This window comes from Kitasatospora sp. NPDC042419 (assembly GCF_056437345.1).
In genome coordinates this window covers 624,715-640,242 of sequence record NZ_JBWKAW010000002.1, presented here as the reverse complement: position 1 = coordinate 640,242, position 15,528 = coordinate 624,715, and the positions used below count along the sequence as shown (strand labels likewise).

The following is a 15,528-nucleotide window of genomic DNA, read 5'->3' as shown; positions in this document are numbered from 1 at the left end:
ACACGCACCCGATTAGCGTGGTCGGACGCCACCGTAACGCGCGTAGAACACGGTTGTGTTACGGGCCGCCGGAGCATTCGGGTTGTTATCAAACCGTGGTCTCACGGCCCTCCCGACGCCCCTTTTCCGTGTCAGGGCGGCGGTCGGAACTAGCGCAGCCCAGTGTACGTAACCGTAAATAAAGGCTGTATTGCGACAAACCGGACACTCCTCGTGAGTGTCCGGTTTGCGACCGCGGAAAAGGCCCTCAGCGTGCGCCGGCTCCCGCCTCCGGCTCCGCGTGCGACTCCAGCGCCAGCGCCGCGAACAGCTCCACGCCGACCGCGATCGCCCGCTCGTCCACGTCGAATCGGCCCTGGTGGAGGTCACGGACGGCGGTGTCGCCGGGGGCCCGGACACCGAGCCGGGCCAGCGCGCCCGGGGCGTGCTCCAGGTACCAGGAGAAGTCCTCGCCGCCGAGCGACTGCTCGGTGTCCTCCACCACCTGACGGCCGGAGCGGCCGAATCGCGCTGTCATGGCCGCCTCCAGCAGGCCGACCGAGACCACCTCGTTCACCACCGGCGGGACGCCCCGGTGGTAGTCCAGCGTCCACTTGGCCCGGTAGGTCTCGGCGAGCTTCGCGATCAGCTCGTGCAGCAGGTCCGGCGCCTCCCGCCAGCCCGCCAGCTCCAGGCAGCGGACGGTGCCCTCCAGCTCCGCGTGCTGCGGGATCACGTTGGGCGCGGAGCCCGCGGCGATCCGGCCCCAGACCAGCGAGACGCCCCAGCGCGGGTCCATCCGGCGGGCCAGCGCGGCCGGCAGGTCGGCCGCCATCCGGGAGATCGCGGTGACCAGGTCGGTGGTGAGGTGCGGGCGGGCGGTGTGGCCGCCGGGGCCGTCCAGGTTCAGCACCAGGCGGTCGCAGGCCGAGGTGATCGCCCCGACCCGCAGCCCGACCCGGCCCACCTCCACCTTCGGGTCGCAGTGCACCGCGAAGATCCGCTCGACGCCGTCCATCCCGCCGGCCGCGATCACGTCCAGCGCACCGCCGGGCATGACCTCCTCCGCGGGCTGGAAGACCAGCCGGACCGGACGGCGCAGCTCGCCGCCGCGGGCCGCCTCGGCCAGCAGCAGCGCGGTGCCCAGCACCACCGAGGTGTGCACGTCGTGGCCGCAGGCGTGGGCCCGGCCGGGGACGGTCGAACGGTAGGGGACGTCGGTCTTGGCGTCGTCGATCGGCAGGGCGTCGATGTCGGCGCGGAAGGCCAGGAAGCCCGCCCCGCGCGGGGCGGACTCGGGAACGATGTCGACGAGCATTCCGGTGCCGCCCGGGAGGATCCGGGGGGCGAGGCCGGCGGCGACCAGGCGGTCGCGCAGCAGGCCGGTGGTACGGAACTCCTGGCGGCCCAGCTCCGGGTGCCGGTGCAGGTCCCGCCGGAAGGCGATCAGCTCGGGCTCCAGCGCGCCTACCCGGTCACGGAGACCGGAGGCGGGGCGGGCAGCGGTGAGGGTGACGGCCGACTGGGCGGACTCACGACGGTTCATCTCAACAAGGGTAGGCCTGTTGGGGGGATTTGGCCCGACTTCCCGAAAAGAAGTCCCCGGATGGGCGCATACCGGCCGAGCAGGTGGGTATGACATCTTGTTTCAGCCGCCTTCCCCAAGGTTCCTGTCCAGTGCAACGACCGTCGGCGAGCACGGTCACGCCGCTCCTGCCAGGGGAATTGACGATGGCTCGGAATCACGCCCGGCCCTGAACCGTTCGGCTCAGAACCGCTCGACCGGGGTGTGGCTGCCCCAGACCTCGCGCAGCGCGCCGCAGACCTCGCCGACGGTGGCCCGGGCGGCCAGCGCCTCCCGCATCGGGTACAGCACGTTGTCCCGGCCCTCCGCCGCCCGGCGCAGCGCCGCGAGCGAGCGGTCCACCGCCCCGCCGTCCCGCGCCGCCCGCAGCCGGGCCAGCCGGGCCGTCTGCCGCTCCCCGACCCCCGGATCGACGCGGAGCGGCCGGTACGGCTCCTCGGCCGCCAGCCGGAACCGGTTGACCCCGACCACGGTCCGCTCCCCCGCCTCGGTCTCCCGCTGGATCCGGTAGGCGTTCCGCTCGATCTCCGCCTTCTGGTACCCGGCCTCGATCGCGGCCACCGCGCCGCCCAGCTCCTCGACCCCGGCCATCAGCGCGAGCACCGCCTCCTCCGTCCCGTCCGTCAGCGCCTCCACCGCGTACGAGCCGGCGAACGGGTCGACGGTGGCGGTCAGGTCGGTCTCGTACGCGAGCACCTGCTGGGTGCGCAGGGCGAGCCGGGCGGCCTTCTCGGTGGGCAGCGCGATCGCCTCGTCGAAGGAGTTGGTGTGCAGCGACTGGGTGCCGCCGAGCACCGCCGCGAGCGCCTGCACCGCGACCCGCACCAGGTTCACCTCGGGCTGCTGGGCGGTGAGCTGCACCCCGGCGGTCTGGGTGTGGAAGCGCAGCATCTGCGAGCGGGGATCCCGCGCGCCGAACTCCTCGCGCATCACCCGGGCCCAGATCCGGCGGGCCGCGCGGAACTTGGCGACCTCCTCCAGCAGCGTGCTGCGGGCCACGAAGAAGAAGGAGAGCCGGGGCGCGAAGTCGTCCACGGCCAGGCCGGCCGCCAGCGCCGCACGCACGTACGCGATGCCGTCGGCCAGCGTGAAGGCGACCTCCTGCGCGGGCGTCGCCCCGGCCTCGGCCATGTGGTAGCCGGAGATCGAGATGGTGTTCCAGCGCGGGAGCTCGGCCCGGCAGTACCGGAAGAGGTCCGCGACCAGCCGCAGCGAGGGCCGCGGCGGGAAGATGTAGGTGCCGCGGGCGATGTACTCCTTGAGCACGTCGTTCTGCACGGTGCCGGTGAGCCGGGCCGGCGGCACCCCTTGAGCCTCGCCGACCAGCTGGTAGAGGAGCAGCAGCAGGGCGGCCGGGGCGTTGACGGTCATCGAGGTGGAGACCTCGCCGAGCGGGATGCCGTCGAACAGCTCGGCCGTGTCCTCGACGCTGTCCACCGCCACGCCGACCCTGCCGACCTCCCCGGCGGCGAGCGGGGCGTCCGAGTCGTAGCCCATCTGGGTGGGCAGGTCGAAGGCGACGGAGAGGCCGGTGGAGCCGCCCGCGATGAGCTCGCGGTAGCGGGCGTTGGACTCCGCGGCGGTGCCGAAGCCCGCGTACTGGCGCATCGTCCACGGCCGGCCGGTGTACATCGACGGGTACACGCCCCGGGTGTACGGGTACTCGCCCGGCCGGCCCAGCCGCTCGGCCGGGTCCCAGTGGGCCTGCGCCTCGGGGCCGTACAGCGGCTCGAACGGGAGGTCCGACTCGGTGCGGCGCGGTCCGGGTGTCGGTTCGGGGGTCATGGTGTCCTCCGCGGGGGTCGGCGGGACGGTCCATTCCCTTCGCAATGTAACGCCGACGGCCTTGAGATGATCGGCTGAACCGACCGGATATCTCAGGAGTGGCAATGACCGAGCAGAAGGTGGCCGTCGTCACCGGCGCGAGCAGCGGGATCGGCGCGGCAACCGCCCGCCGGCTCGCGGCCGAGGGCTTCGACGTGGTGCTGACCGCCCGCCGGACCGAGCGGATCGAGCAGCTGGCCAAGGAGATCGGCGGGCGCGCCCACACCCTGGACGTGACCGACCGGGCCGCCGTGGACGCCTTCGCGGCCGCGGTCGGCCGGGTGGACGTCCTGGTGAACAACGCCGGCGGGGCGATCGGCGCCGAGCCGGTGGAGTCCGGCGACCCGGCCGACTGGCGGGCCATGTACGAGGTGAACGTGCTCGGCGTGCTGCACGTGACGCAGGCGCTGCTGCCGGCCCTGCGGGCGAGCGGCGACGGCACGATCCTCGTCCTCTCCTCCACCGCGGCACTGGCCGCGTACGAGGGCGGGGGCGGCTACGTGGCGGCCAAGCACGCGGCGCACACCATCGCCGCCACGCTCCGGCTGGAGCTGTGCGGGGAGCCGATCCGGGTGATCGAGATCGCCCCGGGCATGGTGAAGTCCGAGGGCTTCGCCGTCACCCGGTTCCGCGGCGACGAGGAGAAGGCCGCCTCCGTGTACGCGGGCGTCGCCGAGCCGCTGACCTCGGAGGACATCGCCGACACCGTGGCCTGGGCGGTCACCAGGCCGTCCCACGTCAACATCGACCTGCTGGTGGTCCGCCCGCGCGCCCAGGCCGCCAACCACAAGGTGCACCGGGAGCTCTGAGCCCCGGGCGGGGCCGGGCCGGGCCGGGGCCCATCGGCCAGGCCCCGCCCGTTCTGGACGTGTTCGAACCGTTCTGCACCGCCCGCGCGGCCGCCCGGCAGGGGGCGCGCACCGAAGCTGTCACCCGGCAGTGGTACACACGTGCGATGACGAATCATCGGGCCGCCCGCCCGCGCTTTCTGCTGGCCGCGCTCGCGGCCGGCACCCTGCTCCTCGCCACGGCGTGCGACGGAGACAAGAAGCCCGCCCAGGAGCAGGCGGCTTCCACCCCGTCGGCGGCCGCCACCACGGCCGCCGAGACCCCGACCCCGACGCCGACGCCCACCCCGACGGTGAAGCCGACCGGCGCCGACGACCCCGCGCTCAAGCCGTTCTACGGCCAGCAGATCACCTGGGCCGCCTGCCCGCCGGACGCCAAGGCGGCCGAGGCCAAGATCGACATCTCCCTGATGAAGTGCGGCAAGCTGCACGTCCCGCTCGACTACACCAACCCGGCGGGCGAGGCCCTCGACCTCGCGCTGCTCAAGCTCCCCGCCGCCAAGCAGGACCAGAAGCTCGGCTCGCTGATGGTCAACCCGGGCGGACCGGGCGGCTCGGGCGTGGAGATGGTCAAGTTCGGCGCCGAGCAGTTCGACGGCACCGTGCACAACCGCTTCGACGTGATCGGCTTCGACCCGCGCGGCACCGGCGAGAGCTCCCCGGTGCTCTGCCTGGACGACAAGCAGCGCGACGCGCTCAACGCGCAGGACGACCCGGCCGACCCGCAGGAGGCGAAGGCCCTGTCGGACAAGCAGGAGGCCGAGTACATAGCCGCCTGCCAGGCCAAGTCCGGCAAGCTGCTGCCCTTCGTCGGCACCCGCAGCACCGCCCGCGACCTCGACGTGCTGCGCGCCGCCGTCGGCGACCAGAAGCTCAACTACCTGGGCATCTCCTACGGCACCTACCTGGGCGCGCTCTACGCCGAGGAGTTCCCGAAGAACACCGGCCGCCTGATCCTCGACGCCGCCGTCGACCCCGCCCAGGGGAGCCTCGACAAGAGCGTCGCGCAGATCATCGGCTTCGAGAAGTCCTTCGAGCGCTTCGCCGTCGACTGCGTCGAGAACCACGCCAACGAGTGCGCGCTGGGCAAGTCCTCCGCCAAGGCCGCCAAGAAGGCCGCCGACTTCCTCGACGGGCTGCGCGACAAGCCGCTGTCCACCAAGGACGGCCGCAAGGTCGGCAGCGGCCTCGCCTGGAGCGGCGTGACGCACATGCTCTACGGCGACGAGAAGACCTACTGGCCGTACCTGCGGCTCGCCTTCGCCGAGGCGATGCAGGCCCGGCAGGGCAACGTCCTGCTCGCCTCCGCCGACGAGTCCAACGGCCGGGACGAGAAGGGCCACTACGACGCCAGCGAGGCGGCCCTGATCGCCGTCCGCTGCGCCGACGGCGCCTCCTCCGCCCCGACCGCCGAGCAGGCCCAGGCCGCCGTGCAGAAGCTCCAGCAGGAGGCGCCGCTGTTCACCAAGGACGTCACCGTGGAGGACTTCAACGAGGGCTCCTGCGCCAACTGGCCGTTCAAGTCGCCCGAGAAGCCGCACACCGTCCGGGCCGAGGGCGCCGCGCCGATCCTGGTCGTCGGCTCCACCGGCGACCCGGCCACCCCGTACGCCGCCGCCGAGTCGCTGGCCAAGGGCTTCGCCAGCGCCACCCTGCTGACCCGGGTCGGCGAGGGCCACGCCGCCTTCGGCAAGGGCAACGGCTGCATCGACGCCGCCTACGCCGCGTACCTCACCGAGGGCACCCTGCCGGCCGCCGGGACCAAGTGCTCCTGACGCCCGGGGGGACCCGCTCCGGGCACCCCCGCCGGGCACCCGTGCGGAACGCGGTGCTGACGGGAGGGGCGCCGGGGACGGTGCGTCGTAGCAGATGAAGATGGGGAGGGCGCTGACGCCGAGGTGTCAACGTCACAACTTGATAGCTCGTTCGGATGAAATCCGCGTGCGCCCTCCCCAACTGATGACCGCTCAACTACCGTTGAGTCGCTGCCGGACGGGCGCTGGACGCCGCCCCGCAGCCTCATACTTCACCTGACGTCACCACCCCTTCACCGGCACCTTCCCGCCCTCACGAGGAGGACCCGCTGGCCAGCGACATTCCGTCACAGCGGCTCGACCCCCGGACCGAGCCGACCCTCCTCGGACTGCACCGCTTCAACGAGGCCGACGCCGGCGCCGTCGAGGAGGCCCTGCTGGCCTGCTGCGGCAGCCACCGGTGGGCCCTCCGGCTCACCGCGCACCGGCCCTACCCCGACATAGAGTCCCTGCTGGCCGCCGCCAGCGAGGCTTCCTACGACCTGCGCCCGGCCGACCTGGCCGAAGCGCTGGCGGACGAGAGCTGGATGCCGCAGCCGCTCCTCGGCATGCGCGCACCCGGCAGCCAGGCGGCGCACACCGCGCTCCGGGCGGCCCACGCCGCCTACGAGGCCAGGTTCGGCCACGTCTTCGTGGTCTGCCTGGAGAGCGTCGCCCCCGAGGAGATGCTCGACACCGTCCTCAGCTCGATCCGCACCCGACTCGCCAACGACCGGGACGAGGAGCGGCTGGTCGCCTCCGACGAGCTGCGCCGGATCGCCCTCACCCGACTGGAGCACCTGGTCGCCACCCACACGGGGGCCGGGGCCCGCTGAGCCGCTCCGTCCGGTCGTACCGTCCCGCCCGGACGGTACGACCGGACCGGGCGGCTCAGCCCGTTCCGGCCCCTGCCGCGGCCCCGCCCTCCGGCCGGGTCAGCCCTTCTGGGCCGCGCGGAGCTTGGCCACCTGCTGCCGGACGATCCGCTCGTCCGGCACCGGGGCCGGATCGGCGCCGACGCCGACGGTGCTGAACACCACCAGCGCCGGGCCGACCCGCGCCAGCACCGCACGCTGAGCGAGCACCACCGACCCCGATTCATTCGTGAGGGTGAAACCGGTCACCGCGTCGGCTCCCCCGAGCGTGGGCGTGTCGTTCCGGCTCAGCCGGTGCGTGGTCCGCAGCTCCTTCCGCCCCTTCTCCGCCGGTGGCGGCGGCGCCGTCGAGGTGAAGGCCGCGCACGGACCGAACAGCCCCTCCAGCTCCGCCTGCAGCCGGGCCGCCCGGTCGCCCCGGTAGCCGAGCAGCCCGCCGTAGACGCCCCCCTCCGGGTCCGCGGCCCGCGCCACGCTCAGGTCCGTCTCCGCGTACGGCACCGCCGGCCCGGGCGTGGCCGAGGCCCCGCCGGCAGCCGCCCCCGCCGGGGTCACCGCGTCCAGCAGCGGCTGGCAGGTCGGCAGGTCGGCGGCCTCCCGGCCGCCGCCCGAACCGGTCTCGCCGTGACCGGGCGTCATCACGGTCACCGTGTAGCCGGGGCCGAGCTCGGCGTCGGTCACCGCGGCCGCGCGCAGTTCGGCGGCGGTGAGCTCACGGGCCGGGCCGCCGCCCGGGGCCCGGTCGGCCGATCCGTCCGCCGCGGCGCAGCCGGCGGCGAGGAGCAGGGCGCCGATCAGCGTTCCGGCACGGAACGGCAGGCCGGGCGCCGGACGCGGCGAGGAGCGGAGCGATGGACGGGTGGAGGGCCGGATGGAGGGACCGGGTGAGGGGCGGGGCGGGGACGGCAGCACGGGAGCCTCGTCAGGGTGTCGGCGGCGGACTTCGGGGCTGGGCACCGTAGCGCGCCGGACCGGTCACTCTGCGTAGCGACAGCCCTCCCGGTTCCCGCCCGACTAGGCCAGTCGTGCCTGATTGATCACACCTCGGGCCCCCGGAGGCGGTTCCCGACAGCGCGTCGATAGGATGCTCGCGGCCGGTGGACCGTACCCGGCCGGGCTGACCGACACCGAAGCCGGCCGAGCCCCCAATCGCTTCCGGAGGGTTTTTCCGTGCCGGCTGGAACGCTGTACCGCGGCCGGGAAGGCATGTGGAGCTGGGTGGCTCATCGAGTCACCGGCGTCCTCATCTTCTTCTTCCTGTTTGCACATGTCCTGGACACCGCACTGGTGCGAGTGTCTCCCGAGGCGTACGACACCGTCATTCAGACGTACAAGACGCCACTCGTGAACCTGATGGAGTACGGCCTGGTGGCCGCCATCCTGTTCCACGCCCTGAACGGCCTGCGGGTCGTCGCCGTCGACTTCTGGTCGAAGGGCCCGAAGTACCAGAAGCAGATGCTCTGGACCGTGGTCGGAGTCTGGGTCGTCCTGATGGCCGGCGCCTTCTACCCGATCCTGCAGCACACGCTGACCTCCTGGTTCGGGAAGTGATCTGAGACATGTCCACGGAAATCTCCGACGCCCTGGTGGTCCCCTCCGCCCAGGCGCACACCGGCAAGGGTCTCGGCACCGGCAACCCGGCCGACGACTTCGTGATCGAGCCGGCGCGCCAGCGGACGAAGAAGACCCCGCGCCGCACCCGTACCAACTTCGAGATGCTGGCCTGGCTCTTCATGCGCCTGTCCGGCATCGTCCTCGTGGTGCTGATCCTCGGCCACCTGCTGATCATGCTGGTGCTCGACGGCGGCGTCTCCAAGATCGGCTTCGCCTTCGTGGCCGGCCGCTGGGCCTCGCCGTTCTGGCAGGTCTGGGACCTCCTGATGCTCTGGCTGGCCATGCTCCACGGCTCCAACGGCATGCGGACGGTCATCAACGACTACGCCGAGAAGGACTCCACCCGGCTCTGGCTGAAGGGGCTCATGGGCGCCGCCACGGTCTTCACCGTGCTGCTCGGCACCCTGGTGATCTTCACCTTCGACCCCAACATCTGACGACGCAGCATCTAATCGGCAATCGGCAGAGGCCAGAGGCGAGTTAGAACCCCCATGCAGATTCACCAGTACGACACCGTCATCGTCGGCGCCGGCGGCGCCGGCATGCGCGCCGCCATCGAGTCGACGCAGCGCAGCCGCACCGCGGTGCTCACCAAGCTCTACCCCACCCGGTCCCACACCGGCGCGGCCCAGGGCGGCATGTGCGCCGCCCTCGCCAACGTCGAGGAGGACAACTGGGAGTGGCACACCTTCGACACGGTCAAGGGCGGTGACTACCTGGTCGACCAGGACGCCGCCGAGATCATGTGCAAGGAGGCCATCGACGCCGTCCTCGACCTGGAGAAGATGGGTCTCCCCTTCTCCCGCACCGAGCAGGGCCGGATCGACCAGCGCCGCTTCGGCGGCCACTCGCGCAACCACGGCGAGGCCCCGGTCCGCCGCTCGTGCTACGCGGCCGACCGCACCGGTCACATGATCCTCCAGACGCTGTTCCAGAACTGCGTCAAGCACGGCGTCGAGTTCTTCAACGAGTTCTACGTCCTCGACCTGCTGCTCAACGAGGGCAAGACGGCCGGCGTCGTCGCCTACGAGCTGGCCACCGGCGAGATCCACGTCTTCCAGGCGAAGTCGGTCGTCTTCGCCTCCGGCGGCACCGGCAAGTTCTTCAAGGTCTCCTCCAACGCCCACACCCTCACCGGTGACGGCCAGGCCCTGGTCTACCGCCGCGGCCTGCCGCTGGAGGACATGGAGTTCTTCCAGTTCCACCCGACGGGCATCTGGCGGATGGGCATCCTGCTCACCGAGGGCGCCCGCGGCGAGGGCGGCATCCTCCGCAACAAGGACGGCGAGCGCTTCATGGAGCGCTACGCCCCCGTCATGAAGGACCTCGCGTCCCGTGACGTCTGCTCCCGCGCGATCTACACCGAGATCCGCGAAGGCCGCGGCTGCGGTCCGGACGGCGACCACGTCTACCTGGACCTCACCCACCTGCCGCCGGAGCAGCTGGACGCCAAGCTCCCGGACATCACCGAGTTCGCGCGCACCTACCTCGGCATCGAGCCCTACACGGACCCGATCCCGATCCAGCCGACCGCGCACTACGCCATGGGCGGCATCCCGACCAACGTCGAGGGCGAGGTGCTGCGCAACAACACCGACGTCGTCCCCGGCCTGTACGCGGCCGGCGAGGTCGCCTGCGTGTCCGTGCACGGCGCCAACCGCCTCGGCACCAACTCGCTGCTGGACATCAACGTGTTCGGCAAGCGCGCCGGCATCGCCGCCGCCGACTACGCGCAGACGGTGGGCTTCACCGAGCTGCCCGAGAACCCGGCGGAGAAGGTCCAGGCCCTGGTCGACGGCCTGCGCGAGTCCACCGGCACCGAGTCCGTGGCGCAGATCCGCAAGGAGCTGCAGGAGACCATGGACACCAACGCCATGGTCTACCGCACCGGCGCCACCCTCAAGCAGGCGGTCGAGGACATCGCCGCGCTGCGCGAGCGGTACAAGAACGTCGCCATCCAGGACAAGGGCTTCCGTTACAACACGGACCTGCTGGAGGCCGTCGAGCTGGGCAACCTGCTCGACCTGGCCGAGGTCCTGGCGGTCTCCGCGCTCGCCCGCGAGGAGTCCCGCGGCGGTCACTACCGCGAGGACTTCCCGACCCGTGACGACGTGAAGTTCATGCAGCACACCATGGCGTACCAGGAGGTTGCCGCGGACGGCACCACCTCCATCCGCCTCGACTACAAGCCGGTCGTCACGACCCGCTACCAGCCGATGGAGCGTAAGTACTGATGAGCACTCCGACCGTGGAGAAGCACTCGGCCGCTCTGGACGCGGCCGAGAGCGGGGCCGTCAAGCTGATCACCGTCACCTTCCGGATCCGCCGGTTCAACCCGGAGGAGCACCCGGACCCGGTGTGGGTCGACTACCAGCTGGAGATGGACCCGAAGGAGCGCGTCCTGGACGCGCTCAACAAGATCAAGTGGGAGCAGGACGGCACCCTCACCTACCGCCGTTCCTGTGCCCACGGCATCTGCGGCTCCGACGCCATGCGGATCAACGGCCGCAACCGGCTGGCGTGCAAGACCCTGGTCAAGGACGTCAACCCGGAGAAGCCGATCACGATCGAGGCCATCAAGGGCCTGACGGTCCTCAAGGACCTGATCGTGGACATGGACCCGTTCTTCCAGGCGTACAAGGACGTCATGCCGTTCCTCATCACCAAGGGGAACGACCCGACCCGCGAGCGCCTGCAGTCCGCCGAGGACCGCGAGCGGTTCGACGACACCACCAAGTGCATCCTGTGCGCCGCGTGCACGTCGTCCTGCCCGGTCTTCTGGAACGACGGCCAGTACTTCGGCCCGGCCGCGATCGTCAACGCGCACCGCTTCATCTTCGACTCGCGCGACGAGGGTGCGGAGCAGCGGCTGGAGATCCTGAACGACCGTGAGGGCGTCTGGCGCTGCCGGACCACCTTCAACTGCTCGGAGGCCTGCCCGCGCGGCATCGAGGTCACCAAGGCGATCCAGGAAGTGAAGCGGGCGCTGGTCACCCGCCGCTTCTGATCCCTCCCGCACGACGACGAAGGCCCCGTCCGGTCATCCGACCGGACGGGGCCTTCGCGCTGCCGGGGCTCGGCGCGGGGCGCCGTGGTCCTCCGGGGCCGCGGCTAGCCGGCGGCCGGCTCCCGGCGGGCGGCGCGCAGGCCGCGGACGCCGACGGCGCCGACGGCGAGACCGAGCGCGAAGGAGGTGACGGCGAGCAGCAGGTGGACCCAGAAGAAGGCGGTGGGCTGCGAGTGGTCGCCGTTCACGAAGGCCTGGCCGCCGGAGTCCTTCCAGAGGTTCTTGACGAAGGTGGTCCAGATGATCACGGACCAGACGCCGAAGGCGGTCAGGAACCAGGAGGTGCGGCGGCTGAGCTTCATGGGGCGGTCCTCGGTGGGGCGCGGTGGAGGCGGCGGTGCGGCAGGGGGCGGTGGAGCGGTGAAGACGGTGGAGCGGTGAAGGCGGTGTGCTCCCCCAGTATGCGCGGGCGGCCGTTCGGAGTACGGCGGCCCCCTCCTGCGGCGGACCACGACGGAGTGGCGGACGGCGGGGGCCCGTACTGGGTACCGTCTGCTGGTGCCCACTTGCTCGAAGCTCGCACGTATGATCGCCGCGCCGGCCGCGGCCCTTCCGCTCCTCCTCGCCGCCCCGGCGGCCGGCGCGGCCCCGAACGAGCCACCGCCGCCGGCCGTGGTCGGCGGCGAACGACTGGGCCTCCCGGGGGTCCAGGTGGCCCCGCTGGCCGGTGCCCCGGCCCTGCCGGGCGATCTCACCGGGCAGTCCTGGATAGTCGCCGACGCGGCGTCGGGCGAGGTGCTGGCCACCAGCAACCCGCACCTGCGGCTCGCCCCGGCCTCCACCCTCAAGATCCTCTTCGCCGACACCGTGCTGCCCAAGTTCGACCGCAACACCGTGCACAAGGTCGCGGACGCGGAGATCCAGGGGATCGGGCCCGGCAGCTCGCTGGTCGGCATCAAGGAGGACCTCGACTACCGGGTCGAGGACCTCTGGCGCGGGGTCTTCCTGAGCTCGGGGAACGACGCCGTGCACGTCCTGGCCCACATGAACGGCGGCGTCCAGCAGACCGTCGCCGAGATGCAGGCCCGGGCGGAGGCGCTCCAGGCCCGGGACACCAAGGTGGTCTCGCCGGACGGCTACGACTCGGAGGGCCAGGTCTCCTCGGCCTACGACCTGACCCTGTTCGCCCGCGCGGGCCTGCGCAACCCGGACTTCCGGATGTACTGCGCCACCCGCGACGCGCTGTTCCCCGGCGCGGTGGACAAGAACACCGGCCAGCGCGGCAGCTTCGGGATCGCCAACACCGACCGGCTGCTCGGCAAGTACCCGGGCCTGATCGGCGTGAAGAACGGATTCACCACCAACGCCGGCTCCACCTTCGTCGGCGCCGCCGAACGGGACGGCCGGACCCTGCTGGTGACGGTCATGCACCCGGCCTCGTACCAGAAGGTGTACGACGAGACGGCGGCGCTGCTGGACTGGGGCTTCGCCGCGGCCGGCAAGGTCACGCCGGTCGGGAAGCTGGTCGAGGAGGGCGAGACCGCCGCTCCGGTGCCGACCGGCCAGGCCGGCGGCGCCGCGGGGGCGCCCGCCCCGCCGCCGCACCCCTCGCCGACCGCCACCGCCGAACCCGCCGTGCACGCGGCCGGGGACGGGGGCGGGGACGGGCTCGGCCCGGTCGGCTGGATCGTCGTCGCGCTCACCCTGACCGCGGGCGGCACCGGCGGTCTGCTGCTGCTCAACCGGCGGCGCGCCCAAGCGGGCTGACCCCGCGACGGGGCCCGGTCTCAGTTCCGGGGCCGGGTCTCCGTCGGTCCGCCGTCCGGGCCGCCGTCCGGGCCACCCCCTGCACCGGGGCCGGCGGCGGCCCGGCCGCCCTCCGCCTCGGCCACCGCCTCGTCGGCCGCCTCGACCAGCGCCCGGGCGCGCTCGCGGGCCCGGTCCCGGGCGGCCTCCGGATCGGCCGTCGCCGTCCAGGCCACGCAGTACATCAGCAGCCGGCAGACGAAGTTGATCCACAGCAGCAGCGCCACCGGCACCCCGAACGCGCCGTAGAGGCTCCTCCCCGCGACCGAGCCGAGGTAGGAGGAGAGCAGGATCTTCAGCAGCTCGAAGCCGACGGCGCCGATCAGCGCCCCCTCCAGCACCACCCGCCGGCGCTGGCCGCCGATCCGCGCGAACGGCGCCAGCAGGTAGGCGAAGAGCAGCATCGCCGAGGCGACCGCGACCAGCAGGCCGACGCCGGTGAGCAGGTAGCCGCCGGGTCCGCCGGTGCCCAGGCCGATCCAGTCGGCGATCCGGCCGGCCAGCGTCGTCCCGGCGGCCGAGGCGCCCAGCGAGACCAGCGAGACCACGCCCAGGCCGGCCAGCACCAGGCAGTCCCAGCCCTTGCGGAGCAGCGGGTTGCCCTCCTCGTCCGGCAGCTGCCAGACGTCCCGGATCGAGGTGCGCATGGTGTCCACCCAGCCGAGCCCCGAGAGCAGCAGCAGGACGCCGCTGACCAGCCCGACCGCACCGGCGTTGGCCACCAGGGAGGGCAGGTTGAGCGCGTCCGAGATGCCGGGCAGCTGCTCGGAGATGTGCTCCTGGATGTCGTCGACGCGGGAGTCGCTGAGGGTGGCCACGGCGATCGCCAGCGCCACCGTGAGCAGCGGGAAGAGCGCGAGGAAGCCGAAGAAGGTGACCGCGCCGGCCAGCCGGTTGCCGCGGACGGCGGTGAAGTGCTCGTAGGCGCGGTACGGGCGGCTGCGCAGCACCCGCGCCACGAGGGGGCCGATCACCGGGAGACGGGTCAGGAAGTCCACCGTCCGGTTATACCGGCAGGTCGCCCGAACGGCCGTCAGACTCCCCGGTCCGCCACCAGGTCCGCCACCAGGCCGTCACCGGGTCGTCACCTGGTCCACCGAAGGCTCCACCGCCGCGTCCACCGGCGGTCCGCCCGGCGGACCCGGTTGCCGCGGGGTCAGCGCCGCACCAGCCGGCGGGCCCGGCCCAGCACGCGGACCGCCTGGTAGGCGGTGTAGCGGCCCTGGCCGAGCAGTTCGGTGCGGACCCCGGTCACGCCGGAGGGCGGCCGGTAGCCGGCCGGCCGGAGCCGGGCGCAGTGCGCGGCGGCCTGCCGGAAGAACTCGCGGCGGTCGCCGGGCGGGACCCGGCCGGGCCGGGAGACCACCGTGTTGAGGTGGTGCAGCATCCGGCCGTAGACCACCTGGCGCCAGTGGTCCAGCTCGGGGCGGCCGTCCAGGAAGGCGAAGACCAGGTCGTACTGGGCGAAGACGTCGAAGTGCTTGCGGCTCGCGGTGGCGAGGATGTTGCCGCCCTCCTGGCGCTGGCGGTAGTGCACGCCGATCCGGTCGAGCAGGGTGATGCTCCGCGCGGCCAGCAGCGCCGGGTACGTCCAGGGGGTGTCCTCGTAGTAGCCGGCCGGGAAGGTGAGGTCCTGCGCGGTGACGAAGTCGCGCCGGTAGGCCTTGTTCCAGACCACCTGGAGCAGGTCGAGCAGGTCCGGCCGGGCGTCGAGGTCGAAGACGGCCGGGGAGGCGGCGCCGAAGACGTGCGCGGAGGCGGCCCGGGTGATCCGGCCGTCGGCGTAGGTGCGGGCGTAGTCGTAGACCAGGACGTCCGGGTCGCCCCCGGCCGCGAGCCGGGCGTCGACGGCCCCGAGCAGGCCCGGGGTCAGGGTGTCGTCGCTGTCCAGGAAGACCACGTAGTCGCCGGTGGCGACGGCGAGGCCGGCGTTGCGGGCCCGGCCGAGGCCGACGTTCTCCGGCAGGTGCAGCACCCGGACCCGCGGGTCGCGGGCGGCGGCCGCGTCGAGCAGTGCGCCGCAGCCGTCCGGGGAGCGGTCGTCCACCGCGATCAGTTCGAGGTCCGGTCCGTCCTGGCCGAGCACCGAGTCGAGGCACTCGGTGAGGTACTCCTCGACCTTGAAGACCGGGACGATCACGCTGAAGCGGGGCATGGGCCCAGGGTAGTGGCCGGGGGACCACGGTGGCCCGGGGGC

At 72.5% G+C, this 15,528-nt stretch carries 14 protein-coding genes; 8 read left to right on the top strand and 6 right to left on the bottom strand.

What is annotated here, in order from left to right; all coding sequences use genetic code 11:
• Positions 1-247 precede the first annotated feature (247 nt).
• Both AC067J_RS06680 and AC067J_RS06675 read right to left on the bottom strand, forming a co-directional pair.
• Positions 248-1,525, bottom strand: coding sequence for an amidohydrolase (locus AC067J_RS06680; RefSeq protein WP_478296847.1), 1,278 nt, complete (start codon positions 1,523-1,525; stop codon positions 248-250).
• A gap of 222 nt (positions 1,526-1,747) precedes the next feature.
• Positions 1,748-3,349, bottom strand: coding sequence for an acyl-CoA mutase large subunit family protein (locus AC067J_RS06675; protein ID WP_478296846.1), 1,602 nt, complete (start codon positions 3,347-3,349; stop codon positions 1,748-1,750).
• Positions 3,350-3,453: 104 nt separating this feature from the next.
• Here AC067J_RS06675 and AC067J_RS06670 point away from each other — a divergent pair, with 104 nt between their 5' ends.
• From AC067J_RS06670 to AC067J_RS06660, 3 genes are all read left to right on the top strand, one after another.
• Positions 3,454-4,197, top strand: coding sequence for an SDR family oxidoreductase (locus AC067J_RS06670; RefSeq protein WP_478296845.1), 744 nt, complete (start codon positions 3,454-3,456; stop codon positions 4,195-4,197).
• Between the two features lie 146 nt (positions 4,198-4,343).
• Positions 4,344-6,011: an alpha/beta hydrolase gene (locus AC067J_RS06665; protein ID WP_478296844.1), complete on the top strand. Its 1,668-nt coding sequence runs from the start codon at positions 4,344-4,346 to the stop codon at positions 6,009-6,011.
• Between the two features lie 413 nt (positions 6,012-6,424).
• A complete protein-coding gene (locus AC067J_RS06660) occupies positions 6,425-6,865 on the top strand; it encodes a 2-oxo-4-hydroxy-4-carboxy-5-ureidoimidazoline decarboxylase (protein WP_327683896.1) in 441 nt (146 codons plus the stop codon).
• 99 nt (positions 6,866-6,964) lie between these two features.
• Here AC067J_RS06660 and AC067J_RS06655 read toward each other — a convergent pair whose 3' ends face one another.
• Positions 6,965-7,816, bottom strand: a complete 852-nt coding sequence (locus AC067J_RS06655) for a hypothetical protein (RefSeq protein ID WP_478296843.1) — start codon at positions 7,814-7,816, stop codon at positions 6,965-6,967.
• A gap of 258 nt (positions 7,817-8,074) precedes the next feature.
• Between AC067J_RS06655 and sdhC the strand changes: the two genes are divergently transcribed.
• The 4 genes from sdhC to AC067J_RS06635 are packed head-to-tail and all read left to right on the top strand — an operon-like array spanning position 8,075 to position 11,525.
• Positions 8,075-8,455 (top strand): succinate dehydrogenase, cytochrome b556 subunit, encoded by a 381-nt coding sequence (sdhC, locus tag AC067J_RS06650; protein WP_037779669.1) that lies wholly within the window; start codon positions 8,075-8,077, stop codon positions 8,453-8,455.
• Positions 8,456-8,463: 8 nt separating this feature from the next.
• The gene (gene sdhD / locus AC067J_RS06645; RefSeq protein ID WP_478296842.1) at positions 8,464-8,955 is read left to right on the top strand and encodes a succinate dehydrogenase, hydrophobic membrane anchor protein; all 492 of its coding nucleotides are present in this window, start codon (positions 8,464-8,466) and stop codon (positions 8,953-8,955) included.
• Between the two features lie 54 nt (positions 8,956-9,009).
• Positions 9,010-10,752 (top strand): succinate dehydrogenase flavoprotein subunit, encoded by a 1,743-nt coding sequence (gene sdhA / locus AC067J_RS06640; protein WP_478296841.1) that lies wholly within the window; start codon positions 9,010-9,012, stop codon positions 10,750-10,752.
• Positions 10,752-11,525 carry a succinate dehydrogenase iron-sulfur subunit gene (locus AC067J_RS06635; protein WP_329885313.1) on the top strand — a complete coding sequence of 258 codons (774 nt, stop codon included), beginning with the start codon at positions 10,752-10,754 and terminating at the stop codon, positions 11,523-11,525. The genes sdhA and AC067J_RS06635 overlap by 1 nt, the downstream gene beginning before the upstream one ends.
• 104 nt (positions 11,526-11,629) lie before the next feature.
• Here AC067J_RS06635 and AC067J_RS06630 read toward each other — a convergent pair whose 3' ends face one another.
• Positions 11,630-11,887: an SCO4848 family membrane protein gene (locus tag AC067J_RS06630; protein ID WP_478296839.1), complete on the bottom strand. Its 258-nt coding sequence runs from the start codon at positions 11,885-11,887 to the stop codon at positions 11,630-11,632.
• A gap of 223 nt (positions 11,888-12,110) precedes the next feature.
• Between AC067J_RS06630 and AC067J_RS06625 the strand changes: the two genes are divergently transcribed.
• Positions 12,111-13,292 (top strand): D-alanyl-D-alanine carboxypeptidase family protein, encoded by a 1,182-nt coding sequence (locus tag AC067J_RS06625; RefSeq protein ID WP_478296838.1) that lies wholly within the window; start codon positions 12,111-12,113, stop codon positions 13,290-13,292.
• A gap of 20 nt (positions 13,293-13,312) precedes the next feature.
• On the opposite strand, the gene AC067J_RS06620 is transcribed toward AC067J_RS06625, so the two are convergent.
• The gene (locus AC067J_RS06620) at positions 13,313-14,329 is read right to left on the bottom strand and encodes a YihY/virulence factor BrkB family protein (RefSeq protein ID WP_478296837.1); all 1,017 of its coding nucleotides are present in this window, start codon (positions 14,327-14,329) and stop codon (positions 13,313-13,315) included.
• A gap of 158 nt (positions 14,330-14,487) precedes the next feature.
• Entirely contained in the window at positions 14,488-15,486 is a 999-nt protein-coding gene (locus AC067J_RS06615) for a glycosyltransferase family 2 protein (RefSeq protein ID WP_478296836.1), read from the bottom strand.
• Between the last annotated feature and the right edge of the window lie 42 nt (positions 15,487-15,528).